Origin of the sequence: Mesorhizobium sp. M0663, assembly GCF_040320585.1 — a bacterium.
Classification (GTDB): domain Bacteria; phylum Pseudomonadota; class Alphaproteobacteria; order Rhizobiales; family Rhizobiaceae; genus Mesorhizobium.
The window spans coordinates 145,802-163,474 of the sequence record NZ_JAMYPX010000013.1 but is presented as its reverse complement, the minus strand read 5'-3'; the positions used below and the strand labels follow the sequence as shown (position 1 = coordinate 163,474).

At 63.9% G+C, this 17,673-nt stretch carries 14 protein-coding genes, 1 pseudogene and 1 riboswitch; of the genes and pseudogenes, 11 read left to right on the top strand and 4 right to left on the bottom strand.

Translation table 11 applies throughout. The annotated features are described in order from the left end of the window. The 5 genes from gfa to NKI54_RS21980 form a co-directional block, all read left to right on the top strand. The coding region (gene gfa, locus NKI54_RS22000; RefSeq protein WP_352692364.1) for an S-(hydroxymethyl)glutathione synthase at positions 1–500 on the top strand (500 nt) is incomplete at its 5' end. Between the two features lie 66 nt (positions 501–566). After that, positions 567–1,034, top strand: a complete 468-nt coding sequence (locus NKI54_RS21995; protein ID WP_352635439.1) for a YaiI/YqxD family protein — start codon at positions 567–569, stop codon at positions 1,032–1,034. A gap of 5 nt (positions 1,035–1,039) precedes the next feature. Beyond that, positions 1,040–1,717, top strand: coding sequence for a DUF1345 domain-containing protein (locus NKI54_RS21990; RefSeq protein WP_352692363.1), 678 nt, complete (start codon positions 1,040–1,042; stop codon positions 1,715–1,717). A 104-nt stretch (positions 1,718–1,821) separates the two neighbouring features. Then, on the top strand, positions 1,822–2,703 hold the full coding sequence (locus tag NKI54_RS21985; protein WP_352647834.1) for a cytochrome b/b6 domain-containing protein: 882 nt from the start codon (positions 1,822–1,824) through the stop codon (positions 2,701–2,703). A 1-nt stretch (position 2,704) separates the two neighbouring features. Further along, a complete protein-coding gene (locus tag NKI54_RS21980; protein WP_352647832.1) occupies positions 2,705–3,514 on the top strand; it encodes a molybdopterin-binding protein in 810 nt (269 codons plus the stop codon). A gap of 23 nt (positions 3,515–3,537) precedes the next feature. Here the strand turns inward: NKI54_RS21980 and NKI54_RS21975 are convergent, their stop codons facing one another. Beyond that, positions 3,538–4,140 carry a DUF3011 domain-containing protein gene (locus tag NKI54_RS21975; RefSeq protein ID WP_352692362.1) on the bottom strand — a complete coding sequence of 201 codons (603 nt, stop codon included), beginning with the start codon at positions 4,138–4,140 and terminating at the stop codon, positions 3,538–3,540. Between the two features lie 86 nt (positions 4,141–4,226). On the opposite strand from NKI54_RS21975, the gene NKI54_RS21970 reads away from it, so the two are divergent. Next, positions 4,227–5,057: a transporter substrate-binding domain-containing protein gene (locus tag NKI54_RS21970; protein WP_352692361.1), complete on the top strand. Its 831-nt coding sequence runs from the start codon at positions 4,227–4,229 to the stop codon at positions 5,055–5,057. Between the two features lie 14 nt (positions 5,058–5,071). Here NKI54_RS21970 and NKI54_RS21965 read toward each other — a convergent pair whose 3' ends face one another. After that, entirely contained in the window at positions 5,072–6,070 is a 999-nt protein-coding gene (locus NKI54_RS21965; protein ID WP_352692359.1) for a hypothetical protein, read from the bottom strand. 204 nt (positions 6,071–6,274) lie between these two features. Next, positions 6,275–6,361: riboswitch (glycine riboswitch) on the top strand. A gap of 148 nt (positions 6,362–6,509) precedes the next feature. Between NKI54_RS21965 and gcvT the strand changes: the two genes are divergently transcribed. The 3 genes from gcvT to gcvP are packed head-to-tail and all read left to right on the top strand — an operon-like array spanning position 6,510 to position 10,829. Beyond that, complete coding sequence (gcvT, locus tag NKI54_RS21960) at positions 6,510–7,628, top strand: glycine cleavage system aminomethyltransferase GcvT (RefSeq protein WP_352692358.1); 1,119 nt, start codon at positions 6,510–6,512, stop codon at positions 7,626–7,628. A gap of 5 nt (positions 7,629–7,633) precedes the next feature. Continuing rightward, on the top strand, positions 7,634–8,002 hold the full coding sequence (gcvH, locus tag NKI54_RS21955; protein WP_352587970.1) for a glycine cleavage system protein GcvH: 369 nt from the start codon (positions 7,634–7,636) through the stop codon (positions 8,000–8,002). 16 nt (positions 8,003–8,018) lie between these two features. Next, on the top strand, positions 8,019–10,829 hold the full coding sequence (gene gcvP, locus NKI54_RS21950; protein ID WP_352587967.1) for an aminomethyl-transferring glycine dehydrogenase: 2,811 nt from the start codon (positions 8,019–8,021) through the stop codon (positions 10,827–10,829). A gap of 72 nt (positions 10,830–10,901) precedes the next feature. On the opposite strand, the gene NKI54_RS21945 is transcribed toward gcvP, so the two are convergent. After that, a complete protein-coding gene (locus NKI54_RS21945; RefSeq protein WP_352692357.1) occupies positions 10,902–12,071 on the bottom strand; it encodes a GGDEF domain-containing protein in 1,170 nt (389 codons plus the stop codon). Positions 12,072–12,344: 273 nt separating this feature from the next. Between NKI54_RS21945 and parE the strand changes: the two genes are divergently transcribed. Both parE and NKI54_RS21930 read left to right on the top strand, forming a co-directional pair. Continuing rightward, on the top strand, positions 12,345–14,396 hold the full coding sequence (gene parE / locus NKI54_RS21940) for a DNA topoisomerase IV subunit B (protein ID WP_352451346.1): 2,052 nt from the start codon (positions 12,345–12,347) through the stop codon (positions 14,394–14,396). A gap of 42 nt (positions 14,397–14,438) precedes the next feature. Further along, positions 14,439–16,505 (top strand): annotated as a pseudogene (locus NKI54_RS21930) (FUSC family protein). Here NKI54_RS21930 and NKI54_RS21925 read toward each other — a convergent pair. After that, complete coding sequence (locus NKI54_RS21925; protein ID WP_352692354.1) at positions 16,502–17,623, bottom strand: DUF2336 domain-containing protein; 1,122 nt, start codon at positions 17,621–17,623, stop codon at positions 16,502–16,504. The pseudogene NKI54_RS21930 and the gene NKI54_RS21925 overlap by 4 nt on opposite strands. Positions 17,624–17,673 lie beyond the last annotated feature (50 nt).

Sequence of the window (17,673 nt, the reverse complement as noted above, 5' to 3'; positions counted from 1 at the left end):
CGCTGGTCTGCGCCTGCACCAGCAACCCGGTCAAGGTGAAGGTCAAGGGCCAGATCGCCCATAACCATGCCTGCGGCTGCACCAAATGCTGGAAGCCGGAAGGCGCACTGTTCTCGGTCGTGGCGGTTGCCGGTACAAACGACGTGACGGTGACCGAAAACGCCGACAAGCTGAAGATCGTCGATCCGGGCGCGCTGATCCTGCGCCATGCCTGCACCGGCTGCGGCGTCCACATGCACGGCCCGGTCGAGCGCGACCACGCTTTCAAGGGGCTGTCCTTCATCCATCCGGAACGCTTCCAGGAAGACGGCTGGTCGCCGCCGGGCTTCACCGCCTTTGTCTCCTCGATCATCGAGTCCGGTGTCGATCCGAGCCGCATGGACGGCATAAGGTCACAGCTGAAGTCGATCGGGCTCGAACCTTATGATTGCCTCAATCCAGGACTGATGGACTATATCGCCACCTGGACGGCCAAGCGATCCGGCGCGTTGCCGGCCTAGTAGCCGCTCGACTATCATCGATCGAGCCGGGCGACGCCGCCCGGCTCTTTCACATTTGGAACAACAATGCCCGCACCTGCTATTCTCGTCGATGCCGACGCTTGCCCGGTGAAGGCCGAGGTCGAAAAAGTCGCTGAGCGGCACGGCATCGTCGTCACCTTCGTCTCCAATGGCAGCTTGCGTCCGTCGCGCGATCCGATGGTCCGCAATGTCGTCGTCTCCAAGGGCGCCGATGCCGCCGACGACTGGATCGCCGAAAATGCCCGGTCCAACGACATTGTGGTGACCGCCGATATCCCGCTTGCCGCGCGCGCTGTGGCGCTTGGCGCCCATGTGCTTGGTCCGACCGGACGCCCGTTTACGCCCGAAACGATCGGCATGGCGGTGGCAATGCGCGATCTCAAGCAGCATCTGCGCGAGACCGGCGAAAGCAAGGGCTACAATTCGAGCTTCGCGCCGCAGGACCGCTCGCGGTTCCTCGGCGAGCTTGACCGCATCCTACGGCGGGCGCTGAAATCCGCGTCTGCGGACTGAAGGCCATGGCGACTGGTACCCCGACCAAGATGCCCATGCAACGCCACACGCCGTTCGCGGTGTCGGCCTGCATCGGCGCGGCAGCCTTTGGCGCCGCGCTGGTCTGGCGTGCGCCGCTTGCCTATTCGATCGGCGCCAATGTGTTCTTTGCCGCCTATCTCGTTCTTATCATCGCCCACATGCCGCGGCTTACCGGCAGCTATCTGCGCAAGAATGCAGGCGACACGGACCTGCCGGTACTGGCCATCTTCGCGGTCACGCTGATTGTCGTCGCTATTGCCATCATTTCGTTGTTTCAATTGATCAACAGGGAGAAGAGCGCGGACACCGTCGAGCTTACGGTGGCGCTGCTGTCTATACCGCTTGGCTGGTTGACCATCCATGCGATGGCGGCACTTCACTACGCGCATCTCTACTGGTTGGACGGCGATGCGATGGATGGCGACACAAAAAAGAAAATTCCGGTCGGCGGCCTCGACTTCCCGGGCGGCAAGCGGCCGGAAGGCTCGGATTTCCTCTATTTCGCCACGGTGATCGGCATGACGGCGCAAACCGCCGACACCAACATCACGACCTCGCAAATGCGCCGTGTCGTGCTTGTGCATTCGATCTTGTCGTTCTTCTTCAACACGGTCATCGTGGCAGCCGCGGTCAACCTCGCCGTCAGCCTCGGCAGTCCGTAATAAATCCGTGATCGGGTGAAACATCGCTTAGGCTGGCGACGTATTGGGAGGAGAAGAGATCTGACAGGCCATGCGGAACCACTTGGCAGGGAGGCACGGAAAATATGGAATCAGTTGCCAAAGGCGAAGCCAGCACCGAGGCAGATAGCGCTGCTTCGACGGATGCGACGCTGACCTATCGCCAGTCGCGCTGGACGCGGCTGACGCATTGGCTGTGGGCGATCGCGCTGTTCTTCATGCTGCTTTCCGGCCTGCAGATCTTCAACGCCCGCCCGCAGCTCTATATCGGCAAGGAGTCGGGTTTTGGCTACAACAACACCGTCTTCGCCATTGGCGCCGAGAATACGGCGACTGGCCCGCGCGGCTATACCGAAATCTTCGGCAAGCGCTTCGATACCACTGGCGTGCTCGGCTGGTCGGGTCCGGCCGGCCAGGAGACCTCCCGTGCCTTCCCGTCCTGGGCGACGATCCCTTCCTATTACGATCTCGGCACCGCGCGCGTCGTTCATTTCTTCTTTGCCTGGGTGCTGACCACCACGCTGCTGGTCTGGCTGGTCGCCAGCCTGATCAACGGCCATTTGCGCCGCGATCTTGCCCCGCGCCTCGATGATTTCAGGCGCCTGCCGCGAGACATTGTCGAGCACGCCAAGCTCAGGTTCCATCACACGCGCGACTACAACACGCTGCAGAAGATGGCCTATGGCGGCGTGCTGTTCGTGCTGTTGCCGCTGATGATCATCACCGGCCTTGCCATGTCGCCGAGCATGGATTCGGTGCTGCCATTCCTGAACGACGTGCTCGGCGGCCGACAGACGGCGCGCACCATTCATTTCACGGTGATGCTGCTGCTCGTCGCCTTCTTCATTATCCACATCCTGATGATCCTGGCCGCCGGCCCGATCAACGAGCTGCGCTCCATCATCACCGGGTGGTACCGAACCGACCCGCCGGCGCATGGCGACAAAGCGCCAGAGAGGAGTGCCTGACATGGCGAAATTCGAGATCAGCCCCAAGCTACAGATAAGCCGCAGAAAATTCCTGACCTCGGCCAGCCTCGGCCTTTCCGGCATCATGCTGTCGGGCTGCGACGCCTTCGACAGCCAGCTTGGCGTCGGCGACGGCCTGCGCAGCTTCCTCGAAAGCGCCAATGGCCTGACCTGGCGGGCGCAGCGACTGCTTGCCGGCCGTGACGCGCTGGCGCCGGAGTTCACCGAGGCCGACATTCGCCAGCCGCAGCGGCCGAACGGCGTCACCGCACCGGACGACGATTTCTACAAGGGCCTGCTCGCCAGCGATTTCGCCGACTGGCGGCTGGAGGTTTCAGGCCTCGTCGAAAAACCGCTGTCGCTGAGCCGCGAGCAGCTGATGAACATGCCGAGCCGCACCCAGATCACCCGCCACGACTGCGTCGAAGGCTGGAGCTGCATTGCCAAATGGACCGGCACGCCGCTGTCGCTGGTGCTCGACCAGGCAGTGGTCAAGCCGCAGGCGCGCTACCTCATGTTCCACTGCCTCGATACGATCGACCGCAGCCTGGCCGGCGACATCAAATATTACGGCTCGATCGACCTGGTCGATGCCCGTCATCCGCAGACGATCCTTGCCTATGGCCTCAACGGCAAACCGTTGCCGGTCGAAAACGGCGCGCCGCTGCGCGTCCGCGTCGAGCGCCAGCTCGGCTACAAGATGCCGAAATACCTCTACAAGATCGAGCTGGTCGACGGCTTCGCCAATCTCGGCGGCGGCAGAGGCGGCTATTGGGAGGACAATGGCTACGACTGGTACGGCGGCATCTGACCGAAACCTGACCCAAGCTTCATCTAACTGTCGTCGTCGCTGTCGTCGCCGTCGCTGCGCAGGGCCGGATTCAGGTCAGGATTGTCGTCAGGGGTGACAAGCTTGCCCAGCCCATGCGGTCCCTGGTAGTTGCCGTGGGTATCGAAGTTGGGGTTGCCCTGATTGTCGAATTGCGGCGTCGGATCGATCAATTGGTCGTAACGGCGCGGGCGCGGCTTCGGATAGTAATTATCGGAATGATGGCGATGCGAATTGCCGTTGTCGAGAATGGCGCCTACCACGCCGCCGACGATAATGGCTGCGGCGACGTCGCCAGCAGAGGGATTGCGGTTGGGGCCGGCGACTGCGAATTCGGCCGAGCAACCATTGTCGACCCAGATGCCGCCGCCGTCATAGCCCCAGCTTCTACCGTACACGCAACGCGCCTTCGAAAGCCTGGAGGTCAACTGCACGCCGCGGCGCGTATCGACCCCGCAATAGGAATAGCGGTAATCGGCGCTGGAGCAGACCACGCGTTTTGCCCCCGCAGCCTGCGCTGCCGCCGGCAGCAGCGAAAGCTTCGCCGGATTGCCCAGGATGCAAACCAGGAACATCATCGAACCGGTAACCGCCATCCGTGCCGACATCGCAACTCTCCATCAGGGTCCGCTATCGACAGAATGGCACCTCTGTGTAAATCTGACAACCGGACGGGCTCAGCGAGGTTATATTAATGCGCGCTAAGATGATCGCCACAACTATACTTGCCCTTTCTGCCTGGTTGGCTTTGTCGCTGCTGCCAGCCCGGGCGGACGACAGCCTCAAGCGCATCATCGACCAGAAGACACTGACGGTCGGCGTGGCGCTCAACCCGCCATGGATCCTCAAGAAGGCCGACGGGAAGTTCGCCGGCTATGATGTCGACCTGACCAGTGCGCTGGCGTCTGATCTCGGCGTCGACCTGAAGCTGGTCGAGGTGCCCTGGAACGACCTTAAGACAAGACTGCTCAAGGGTGATTTCGACATGATCGCGGCGGGCTACGCCAGTACGCCGGAACGCGCACGCGAGGTGGTATTCTCCAACCAGACCGGCACCGCCGATATCCGCATGGTTGCGACGATCGCCAGTCTTGGGAAAAGGCCGGGCAAGGCAGTGGCGGCGCCGGGATACAAGATCGCCGTGCTGTCCAATTCCACCGATGAAGCCGCCGCGAAGGAAGCTTTTCCCAAGGCGACCATCCTGTCTTTCGACAATACCTCTAATGTTTTCGCCGCGATCATCGGCGGCGACGCACAGGCAATGGTCGCGACATCGCCAACGCCCCAAATGGCCGCAAGGCTCTATGACGCGAAGTTGACAATGGTGGGCGGCCCGCTGTTGCGGACGCCGGAGGCGTTTGCGATGCGCCCGGACGATGTCCGCCTCGTCCAATACGTCAACAACTGGATCGGCGCGCGCACCGCCGACGGCACCATAGGCGGCGTGCGCCGCTACTGGTTCGGCAGCTTCAAATGGATGTCGCGGTTCGACACCAGCGCCAAGCCGGAGCCCGCCAAACAATAGCGTCGCGCGACTGCTTACGCGACCTTGTCGATTAGCGGCTTCAGCGCCGGGTGGATTTCCGGCGAGGCGTGCTTGATCAGCGTCAGCAGCGCGCGCTCGTTCTCCTGCAGCGGCCGGTCGCCGATGTGTTCGGCGAGCCACTTCGCTTCGCCGGCATCGACCGTCTCGGCGCGGCGGGCCAGAGCCTCGGCTGCCTTGTTCTTGGACTCCCACTCGGCTTCGATATCGCCGGGTGAGCGATAGGCTTCTATGATGCCGGACAGGCCGCCCGATACCATGCGGCTGAAGAACCCGCCGATCTCCGGATCGGCCTGCTCGAAGAACGAATCCCGGCGCAGCGCCACGTCGCGCACCGGCGGTTCGTAGCCGGCCGAACACATGACGAAATTGGCGATCGCCTTGACGAACAGATCGTTCCAGGACGGATCGTTGTCGCCCGCCGCTGTCCGCTCGTTGATCTCGAACAGCACCTCGGCCTCGGCGCGGCTGATGGCGATGTTGCCATCGCCGCCGTAGGCGTAAAGGATGCGGCGCAACAGCTCGACCTCAGCCTTGGCAATCGACCCAGGGATAAGCCTGCCGCCGGTCATCAGCGGCCCCTTGCCGTCCACGACCGCATGAGCGACCTGCTCCAGCGCATAGCTGGAAAGCGTGCTCGGCGATGATTTGGCAACTTCCAGCACATGCACCAGCAGCTCGAGTTCGGTCTGGCTGTCGACCATGCCGTCGCGCGAAATCGTCCGGATCAGCCAGTCGGCATTGTCCTGCGAAACATAGCCCGCCGGCTTTTCCTGGTGGACGATGAAATCGGTGACGGCCTCGACGAAAAACTCAAGCCATTCTGCGCATTTGTCCCTCGCCGTTGCATCCAGCGCGAACAGCGCCTCGGCCTCGCCGCGCGTTACCACGCCGTCGCCGAACACTTCGCCGCGCAGCATGACCACGTCTTCCGCCGTGATCCGATTTTTCGAGGTCAGCCCGGCCACCGGCGCGCTCATGATCAATTCGCCCATTTTCTTCCCCGCCCGCCGCCGGTAATTGCCGGCCCTTATGCGGTATATCGGCAAGGTCTTGAGAAACCGGCAAGCGGCGTGGTTAGCGAAGGCTTGCCTGTAAAGAAGGCCCGCAGAAGACTTGGCAGTAAAAATGTCGCCGGCAGGTGACAAGGTGTCGTCCACGGGCTATGGATGACGAGTCGAGGGCTCCTGACCGAGTCCTACCTGTTTGCGGGAGAGAGCAGCGAGAGCTGCCGCCGAAGGGGAAATCGCCCGAAATCTCTCAGGCAAAAGAACCGTAGACGGGAAAGACACTCTGGAAAGTCGGGGCTGGCCCCCGCGCCGAAGGTGTAAGCGCTGCCGACAGAGTTACGGGGCGCGAGTCTCTCAGGCTTCAGACAGAGGGGCACGGACTGGTCGCCATTCGCGGCCGCTTGCGTGCGACTCTGGAGATGACATGACGGGCGACGACACCAAACACCTTCCCTTCGAAGATCTGCACATGGCAGCCGGTGCGCGTTTCGGCGCCTTCGCCGGCTGGTCGATGCCGCTGACCTATCCGGCCGGCGTGATGAAGGAGCACCTGCACAGCCGCGAGCATGCCGGCCTGTTCGACATCTCGCACATGAAGCTGTTCGAAATCAGCGGCCTGGGCGCAGCAGCGCTTCTGAACCGCGCCTGCCCGTTCGATGCCGGCGCGCTTGAGATTTCCCAGTCCAAATACACGTTCTTCCTCAATGAGGCGGCCGGCATTCTGGACGATCTGATCGTCACCAGGCTCGGCGCCGAGCGCTTCATGATGGTCGCCAATGCCGGCAACGCCGCCGCCGACGAAAAGCATCTGCGCGCACTGGCCAAAAATTTCGATGCAGAGGGCGATTTCGATGTAAAAGTGGATGCGCTCGACCGCGTCTTCTTGGCCATACAGGGCTCCGAGGCGTGGGCTGCCCTTTCCCGCGCCGGCATCGAGACCGGTTCGCTGGTGTTCATGCACGGCATCGAGCCGCGCGAAAAATGGTTCATGAGCCGGTCCGGCTATACCGGCGAAGACGGCTTCGAGATCGACCTGCCCGAAGCGGATGCAAGAAACCTCGTCACCAGGCTGCTCGAGGACGAGCGGGTGATGTGGGTCGGCCTTGCCGCCCGCGACAGCCTGCGGCTCGAAGCCGGACTGTGCCTGCACGGGCTGGACATCACGCCGGAAATCGATCCGGCCAGCGCCGGGCTGATGTGGGCCATCCCCAAGGAGGTTCGCGCCTCTGGCGCCTTCATCGGCGCCGATGCGCTGCGCGCCATCCTGGAGCGTGGTCCGGCGCAAAAACGCGTCGGCCTGAAGCCGGAAGGCCGCCAGCCGGTGCGCGCCGGTGCTGCCCTTTTCGATGCTGACGGCAACCCTGCCGGCCATGTCACCTCAGGCGGCTTCGGCCCCTCGGCCGGTCATCCGGTCGCCATGGGCTACGTCCAGACGCCGCTTGCCAAATCCGGCGCAAAACTGTTCGCCGATGTCCGCGGGACGAAAATCCCGGTCGACATCCACCCCTTGCCCTTCACGCCCCATCGCTACCGCAAAGGATGATTTCAATGGCAAAGACCTATTTCACCGAAGATCACGAATGGCTGCGCGTCGAGGGCGGCATCGCCACGGTCGGCATCACCGACTACGCACAGCAGCAGCTCGGCGACCTTGTCTTCGTCGAGCTGCCGGAACTGGGCAGAAAACTGGCCAAGGGCGACACCGCCGTGGTGGTCGAATCGGTCAAGGCCGCATCGGATGTCTACGCGCCGGTCGACGGCGAGATCACCGAGGCCAACACCTCGCTGTCATCGGATCCTTCACTCGTCAATTCGGCGGCAACCAGCGACGGCTGGTTGTGGAAGATGAAGCTGGCCAATGAAAGCCAGCTCGACGGGCTCCTCGATGAAGCCGCTTACAAAGCCCATATTGGTTGATAGCAGGACCAGGAAGATGACCGCAGCACCCTACCCCTTCTCGGCTCGCCATATCGGCCCGGGCCTCCATGACGTCAGAGCCATGCTGGCGACGATCGGCGTTCCTTCGGTCGAGACCCTGATCAGCCAGGCAGTGCCGAAGTCGATCCGGCTCGACCGGCCGCTGGCCCTGCCCGCGCCCGCAAGCGAAGCGGAAGCGCTGACCGAGCTCGCGGCGACGATGGCAAAGAACACGGTGCTGAAGAGCTTCATCGGTGCCGGCTATCATGGCGTCCACGTGCCGCCGGTGATCCAGCGCAACCTGTTCGAGAACCCGGCCTGGTATACGGCTTACACGCCTTACCAAGCCGAGATCAGTCAGGGCCGGCTGGAAATGCTGTTCAACTTCCAGACGCTGGTGACAGAACTGACCGGCCTGCCGGTGGCGTCGGCCTCGCTGCTCGACGAGGCGACGGCGGTGGCCGAAGCGGTTGGCATTGCGCTGCGCCATCATCGCGACAAGCGCACCAAGGTGGCACTGGCCGGCACGCCGCACCCGCAGACGCTGGACGTCGTGCGCACCCGCGCCGAGCCGCTTGGCATCGAGGTTGACGGCGAGGTGATCGACGACAACACCGCCGCCCTGCTGGTCTCCTGGCCCGATACGTTCGGCGTCTACGGCGATCACAAGGCAGCAATCGACAAGGCCCGCGCGGCCGGCGCGCTGGTCGTCTTCATCGCCGACCCGCTTGGCCTGACGCTGACCGATGCGCCGGCCAGGCTTGGCGCCGACATCGCCGTCGGCCCGATGCAGCGTTTTGGCGTGCCGATGGGCTTTGGCGGGCCGCACGCCGCCTATTGCGCCGTCTCCGACAGGCTGACGCGGCTGATGCCCGGCCGGCTCGTTGGCCAGTCGACGGATAGCAAGGGCCGTCCCGGTTATCGCCTCGCTTTGCAGACACGCGAGCAGCATATCCGCCGCGACAAGGCGACGTCCAACATCTGCACCGCACAGGCGCTGCTCGCCAACATGGCGACGGCCTATGCGATCTGGCATGGCCCTGCCGGGCTGCAGGCGATTGCCGGCCGCGTCCACACGCTGGCCAACCGCCTGGCTGCCGGCCTCAAGGCAGCGGGCGTTTCGGTGCTCGGCGACAGCCGCTTCGACACTGTGACCGTGGAAGTGAAGGGCAGAGCCGGCGCGATTGCCGCCGCCGCGGAAAAGACCGGCCGGCTGCTGCGCGTCATCGACGCCGACCATGTCGGCATCAGCTTCGACGAGACCTCCACTGAAGCCGATCTGGAGGCAATCGCAGCGCTTTTCGGCGCCAAGGCCGACGTTGCCGCCGGCAGTTCCATGCCAGGAACACCGCGCGGCAAGGAGTTCCTCACCCAGCCCGTCTTCCGCGAAAACCACTCGGAAACCGACATGATGCGCTTCCTGCGCCGGCTGGCCGACAAGGACCTGGCGCTCGACCGCGCCATGATCCCGCTCGGCTCCTGCACCATGAAGCTCAACGCCGCCGCCGAAATGATGCCGGTGAGCTGGCCTGATGTCGCCAACCTGCATCCCTTCGCGCCGGCAAACCATTCGATAGGCTATCGCGCCATGATCGACGAGCTGGAAGGCTGGCTGGCCGAGATCACCGGCTTCGACGCGGTGACCCTGCAGCCCAATGCCGGCAGCCAGGGCGAATATGCCGGGCTGCTCGCCATTCGCGGCTATCATCTGTCGCGCGGCGAAGGCCATCGCACCGTCTGCCTGATCCCGTCCTCGGCGCATGGCACCAATCCGGCAAGTGCGGCCATGGCCGGCATGAGCGTCGTCGTCGTGCGCTGCACCGAGGACGGCAATATCGACATGGCCGACCTGCAGGCCAAGGCAGCCGAGCATGCGCACAACCTTGCGGCGCTGATGTTCACCTATCCTTCGACGCATGGCGTCTTCGAGGAAGGCGCGCGCGACCTTTGTGCCCTCGTCCACAGCCATGGCGGCCAGGTCTATTTCGACGGCGCCAACCTCAACGCGCTGGTCGGCCTCGCCCGTCCCGGCGATATCGGCGCCGATGTCTGCCACATGAACCTGCACAAGACCTTCTGCATCCCGCATGGCGGCGGCGGCCCCGGCGTCGGCCCGATCGGCGTCAAGGCGCACCTGAAGCCATATCTGCCCGGCCACGTCACCGAAGGCTCGGCCCATGCCGTGGCGGCGGCACCGTTCGGCAGTGCCTCCATCCTGCCGATCACCTGGATGTATATCCGCATGATGGGCGCTTCCGGCCTGAAGCAGGCGACCGAGACGGCGATCATCTCCGCCAACTATGTGGCGACGCGGCTCGGCGAGCATTTCCCCCTGCTTTACAAAGGGCGCAACGGACGCGTTGCGCATGAATGCATCCTCGACACCCGCGTGCTCAAAGACAGCGCCGGCATCAGCGTCGACGATATCGCCAAGCGGCTGATCGACTATGGTTTCCATGCACCGACCATGTCTTTCCCGGTGGCCGGCACACTGATGGTGGAGCCGACCGAGTCCGAGCCCAAGCGCGAGCTGGATCGCTTCTGCGAGGCGATGATCGCCATAGCCGGCGAGGCAGCCAAGGTGGCGAAGGGCGAATGGCCGTTGGGCGACAATCCTCTGGTCAACGCGCCACACACCGCCGCCGAGGCGTTGGCCGGCCAGTGGACCCATCCCTATTCGCGCCTGGAGGCGGCCTACCCCGCCGGCGATGCCGACACGGCGGCAAAATACTGGCCGCCGGTGTCGCGCATCGACAATGTCGCCGGCGACCGCAACCTTGTCTGCTCCTGCCCGCCGCTGTCGGAATATCTGGGTGCGGCGGAATAGATCATGATCCCGAAAAGTGGAATCCGGTTTTCGGACAAGGTCATGGGTCTAACAAGAAGATAGAAACCTCAATCAGGCAGAACGCAAGGCCGGCCCGTCGGCCTTGCTCGCCCGGTCCCGGACGACGACGCGATTTCGCCCGGCGCGCTTTGCCGCATAGAGTGCTGCGTCGGCTTCGGCCAGCACATCGTCGAGACCGGTGCCGTTTGTTCCGCCAAAGCCGATGCCGCCGCTGACTGTGCTTCGCAACGGACCGAGTTGGGTGGCCACGACTTCCGTGCCGAAGGCGACGCTGATCTTGCTCGCAATGTCATAGGCCTTCTCTTCCGTCATCCGCGACATGACGAGCACGAATTCCTCGCCGCCCAACCGGAAGGCGTCGACGCCGGTCCGGGCGTATTTCCTGATGACGGCGGCAAAGCGGCGCAGGACCTGGTCGCCGACCGGGTGACCGAATACGTCGTTCGTCCTCTTGAAATGGTCGAGGTCGAACATGGCGACGGACATGAACGGGCCGAAGACCCGCTCGCCGTAGAGTGCCGTCAACGCCCGCCGATTCATCAGCCCGGTCAATGGATCGGTCATCGTCTCGGCCTTCAATTCGATCTGCGCCTGCAAATGGTGCAGGGAGAGCGTCAATGCGCCGAGCCCGGTCATGCAGGCGACGGCCACGACGGAATTCACCCGCTCGGCCCAATTGTCGGGCGCAACACCCAGCACCCATTGGCCCGTGACCAGCAGGACCGCGCCGCAAAGTCCGAACGACAGCGCACAGACGCCGCTCAGGAACGAGACGACCAGCAATATCCGGCGATCGTGACCACCCTCAATCCAGAACATCGCCCCGATGAGCGAGAGCAGCGCCGTTACCGTCGCGTAGGTGACAATAAAGCCGACACCATCAAACCCGAGATACGTCGCGCCCGCGCAAACGGCCATCGCAACCAAGGTCGGCAAGATGGCTCGCCTGTAGTCGCCTATGCCGAGGTATTGCATGGCCGACAGGCAGATGATCAGGAAGCCGAGGCTGAGAAGCACAAGCACGATCTGGCAAAGCCAGGCGCTTGGATCCCTGGTGAAATGCCAGAACAACACCACATGTGCGACCAGCACGAGAATGCCGCAGGCCACCGTCAGCACAAAGCGTGCCTGTGGCGCGGTGAACCAGATCGCAAACATGGTGATGCTAAGGCACGTGCCCGACAGCGCCGCCGCGAGCAGGAGCGAACTGTAATCCAACATGCTTAAGCGACAGCCTCTTGAGGGTTCCGCTGCATTCTAGGTCAGCGACAGTCCGCAAATACCGTTTTTTCAGCCAATCTTGCGGCGTAACCTTCGGACAGGGTTTACAAAGCGTCGATGCTCCAGGCTTCGACCCATTTCCGCCGCTTGGTTGTCGAATGGTTTTGCAGTAAGAGGCTCTATCCTCGAACGTAACAGGAACCTCCGTCGCCTGCCCGCAAAAAGCGTGGCAGTATCGGGTGGTGATTCGCAGCATCGGAATCCAGGACCGGCATGGACGACAATAACGATCTTTTCGCCAAATTGGACAAGCAGCCGCAACCGGCTCGCGCCGCCGCGCGCCCGGCCGACCCGCTGGTGCAGGCGGCGAAGCGGCCGGCGCCCCGCGACGCCAGCGAGAGCTACAGTGCCGCCGATATCGAAGTGCTGGAGGGGCTGGAGCCGGTGCGCCGCCGCCCGGGCATGTACATTGGCGGCACCGACGACAAGGCGATGCACCATCTGTTCGCCGAGGTCATCGACAATTCGATGGACGAGGCGGTCGCCGGCCATGCGACCTTCATCGATGTCGAGCTTTCCGCCGACGGATACCTGTCCGTAACCGACAACGGCCGCGGCATTCCGGTCGATCCGCACCCGAAATTCAAGAAGCCGGCGCTCGAACTCATCATGACGACGCTGCATTCAGGCGGCAAGTTCGACAGCAAGGTTTACGAGACGTCCGGCGGCCTGCACGGTGTCGGCGTTTCCGTGGTCAACGCGCTGTCCGACCATCTCGAGGTCGAGGTCGCGATTGGGCGCAAGCTCTATCGCCAGCGCTTCTCGCGAGGCGTTCCGGTGACCGGCCTGGAGCAGCTCGGCGAGGTGCACAACCGCCGCGGCACGAAGATCCGCTTCCATCCAGACGAGCAGATTTTCGGCAAGGGTGCTGCTTTCGAGCCGGCGCGGCTCTACCGCATGGCGCGGTCAAAGGCCTACCTGTTCGGCGGTGTCGAAATCCGCTGGACCTGCGATCCCTCGCTGATCAAGGAAAAGGACACGACGCCGGCCAAGGCAGAATTCCATTTTCCGGGCGGCCTCAAGGATTATCTGAAAGCCTCGCTCGGCGACGAATTCCAGGTCACCCGTGAAATGTTTGCCGGTAAGAGCGAGAAGCAGGGCGGCCACGGTTCGCTCGAATGGGCGGTAACCTGGTTCGGCGGCGACGGTTTTATCAATTCCTATTGCAACACCATTCCGACCGCCGAAGGCGGCACGCATGAGGCCGGCTTCCGCAACGTCCTGACGCGCGGCTTGCGCGCTTATGCCGACCTGGTCGGCAACAAGCGCGCCTCGATCGTCACTTCCGAGGATGTGATGATCTCGGCGGCGGGCATGCTGTCGGTGTTCATCCGCGAACCGGAATTTGTCGGCCAGACCAAGGACAGGTTGGCGACGATCGAGGCGATCCGCATCGTCGAAAGCGCTATCCGCGACCCGTTCGACCACTGGCTGGCCGACAATCCGCAGGAAGCTTCGAAACTGCTCGAATGGGTGATCGCGCGCGCCGACGAGCGGGTGCGCCGCCGCCAGGAAAAGGAAGTGTCGCGCAAGAGTGCGGTGCGCAAGCTGCGCCTGCCCGGCAAGCTCGCCGACTGCACGCAGAATGCCGCCGCCGGTGCCGAGCTGTTCATCGTCGAGGGCGATTCGGCCGGCGGTTCGGCAAAGCAGGCGCGCGACCGCGCCAGCCAGGCGGTGCTGCCCCTGCGCGGCAAGATCCTCAACGTCGCCAGCGCCGGCAACGACAAGCTTGCCGCCAACCAGCAGATATCCGACCTCATCCAGGCGCTTGGCTGCGGCACGCGCTCGAGATATCGCGACGAGGACCTGCGTTACGACCGGGTCATCATCATGACCGATGCCGACGTCGACGGCGCCCATATCGCTTCGCTGCTGATCACCTTTTTCTACCAGGAGATGCCGAGCCTGGTCCGCGGCGGCCATCTCTATCTGGCGGTGCCGCCGCTTTATTCGATTCGGCAAGGCGGCAAGGTCGCCTATGCCCGCAACGACGCGCACAAGGACGAACTCCTGCGCACCGAATTCACCGGGCGCGGCAAGGTCGAAATCGGCCGCTTCAAGGGGCTGGGCGAAATGATGGCCGCCCAGCTCAAGGAAACCACCATGGACCCGAAAAAGCGCACGCTGCTGCGGGTCGACGTTATCGATGCCGAGGCGGCGACCAAGGATGCGGTCGACGCATTGATGGGGACCAAGCCCGAGGCCCGTTTCCGCTTCATCCAGGAACGCGCGGAATTCGCCGAGACGGAAGTGCTGGATATCTGAGCTCCCGCCGCTAGCTTGGCCTTCTGAGCTGGAGACGAGCACTTGACCTGGGCGCGGCTGAAGGACGATATCGGCACGCGGATCGCTGGCCTGACGCGGCCGACGCGCTGGGACTGGATCTTTGCCCTGCGGACCGTTTCGGCCGGCCTCATCGCGATTTTGGCCGCCTATGCGCTGAAGCTCGACCACCCGTAATGGGCGATGATGACGGTGTTCATCGTCGCACAGCCGGTCGCCGGCATGGTGCTGGCGAAGGGGTTTTATCGTCTCCTCGGCACGCTTGCCGGCGCGCTGGCGGCGATCGGCATTACCACTGTTTTCGATGCCAACCCGTGGTTGCTGGTTGCAGTTCTTTCCGTCTGGATCGGCATCTGCTCGCTGGTCTCGTCGCTGCTACGCAATCCGGAAGCCTATGGCGCGGCGCTTGCCGGCTACACCGCGATGATCATCGGCCTGCCGGCTTTCGGCCAGCCGCACCTCGTCATCGATCTCGCCGTGGCGCGCTGCGCGGAAATCGTGCTTGGTATCGTCTGCGCTGCGCTGACCAGCCGGCTGATCCTGCCAAAACTGGCCGCCGACGCCATCATCTCAAGACTGAAACGCAGTATTCTCGACCTGGCGGCCTATGCGGACGGCGCTTTTTCCGGCGGCGATGCGGAAAAGCTTGCCGGGCTGCACCGCAAGCTGATCGGCGATGTCCAGACGCTCGGCGAGATGCGCACCTACGCAAGGCTGGAGGGGCCGAGCCTCGCCACCCGCGCCTATCCGGTCCGGCGTACCATCGGTCAGCTTCTGTCGGCCCTGTCAGCGGCGCGTGCGCTGCATGCCCATGCCGCTCCGAAGAATGCAGCCCTCATCCCCGTTCGCGCCGAGTTGCAGGCCGTTGTCGGCGAACTGGTAGCCAAGCCGCGCGCGCTGGACGATACGGCGCCCTGGGTGGCGCGGCTCGACGCAATCGCCGGCAAGGCGCGACAGATGCCTGACATCGCGGCCGGGCAAGACATTGACTGGGCTGGCACTGTCACCCGCCTAACCATTGCCGCCGACTTCGCCGAGGCCATGCAGCAAGTGCTGCGCGGCCTGGATGCACTCCGCTCTCCCCCGTCTCGTGCCAGTCGCGAACGGCGGCAGCCAGCGCTGGTGGTGCACCGCGATTACCGTGCGGCATCGCGCAATGCCGTGCGCGCCGCTATCGCCACGCTCCTGGTCGCCGGCTTCTGGCTGGCGACGAAATGGTCGGACGCGACGGGCACGGTCATTCTGGTCGCGGTCGTCTCCAGCCTGTTCGCCGCTCGCCCCGATCCGATCCGGTCGGCATGGAACTTCTTCGAGGGCACGTTGCTCGCCCTGCCCTTTGCGTTTCTCATCGGCCAGTTGGCGCTTCCGGCTTTGCCAGGCTTCGGATGGTTCATGGTCTTTGTCGTGCCGATCCTGATACCAGCGACACTGGGCATGGCGAATCCGCGCTATGTCGGCGTGGCAACGGCCTTTGCCATCAATTTCCTTGCCTTCCTCAGCCCACATCAGGCGATGACCTACGATCCGTTTCCGTTCTTCGCCAATTCGGCATCGGTCCTGGTCGGCATTCTTCTGGCGATCGGCGTCTTCGCCATCGTGCTGCCCGCCGACCCCTGGGTCACCGTCAACCGCATCCGGCAAGCCATGCGCGAAGATCTTGCCCGCCTTTGTCTGCATGAGCGCATGCCGCGGCGATCGGCCTTCGAAAGCCTTGCCTACGACAGGATCAACCAGTTGATGCCGCTGCTGCAGAACGCCGGCGAGAAAGGCGACGCCGTTCTCGACGGCGGCATTGCTGCGGTTACTGTCGGCCTCGAAATCCTGCGGCTGCGCAACGCGCAACAGAGTTCCGCGATCCCACCTGAAACAGCACTTTCCATCGCCAATTTCCTGCGCGGTCTGGCACGCGAGCTGCTGTTCAGGCGGCCCGGCGAGCCGCAGACGACGACCGTCGCCGTCGCCAGGCAATATGCAGCTGGCATCGCGGAGCGAAGCGAAGCAGCCGAAATGCTGCAGATCGCCGCCTCGCTGCGCATCATTGCCGCCGCGATCGAGGATTTTCCGGATTTTTTCGCGAAGGACCGGGTTTAAGCAGCGGCGATCGCCAGCGCGTGCCCGCGTGCGTTCTCGCGCAGCGCGTCGAGATGGATCGATTTGACCAGCCCGGCGAGATCGCCTTCGGCGGACTGTCCGCCCAATTCCTTCAGCATCAGCCAGCTCACTTCCTGGACGCCGGCGAGGCGTTTGCCATTGGCGACCTCGCGCCAGACCTTCAGCGCGCGCAGAATGATGGCGTGGGTGGCGGCGGCAAGCCCGGCGCTGCGGAACAGTGCCTGCAACGCTATGTCATGCCCGCCGGCCAGCAGTGCTCTCACCCGTTGTTCGGACTGTTGGCTGAGCGCGACCAGCGCCGAACCAAAGAAGTCGACCTTGCCGTGCGCAATGGTGCGGACGACGAAGCTTGCGGTCAGGTCGCCGCGCAGGCGCAGATGTTCGACAAGTGCGGTATGTTCCTCTGTCCGCGTGCCTTCGATCAGCGTCACCGAAGCCTTGACGCAAGCATCGCGCGTGACGCGCTCGGCCCTGGCGGCGCCCATCAGCGCCAGCACCAGCGGCGAGCCCTTGAGCGTCTCGCCCACTTTTACCAGCAGCAAATGCCGGCAATCGGCGGGCAGGCGCGCGTCGGCAATCAGCGCTTCGCGCACCAGAGGCAGATGGCCGTGCCGCTCGGCCATGCGCCGAAAGCTGATCGATGCGATATCGGCGCCGCTGTTGGCGAGCAGCGTGGCGCAGGCTTCCGGCTCGCCGATCTCGGCGATCGCCGCCGCAACCGACATCGAGACGCGTGGCCGGTCGGCGATCACCTTCTGCGTCGCCTTCTGGCCGCCGACAACCCGATCGATCAGGTCGGCATCGGCAAGCAGCGGCGACCGCGCCAGTACCAAGGCTGCGACTTCCGGTTGGTCCGAGGCCAGCGCGCTGACGATCTGCGGCGGCGCATGATGGCTCATGGAAAGCGCGTCGGCGATCGCCAGCCGCACCTTCGACGATACGTCATCGAGCAGCAGCGTCAGCGCCGCCTCGGCAGCGCAGCGGTCCTCGAAAGGCAGGTCCGAGTCGACATAGGCGCGAGCCAGCGCGCTTGCCGCCGCAGCACGCTCCGACACCTTCGCCGTATGGATCCATTTCAGGAAATGCGAAACGACCATGTCGCCTGCTTACGCCCCTTGCCAGAACGCTTCTGACCCTGGCGGAGACC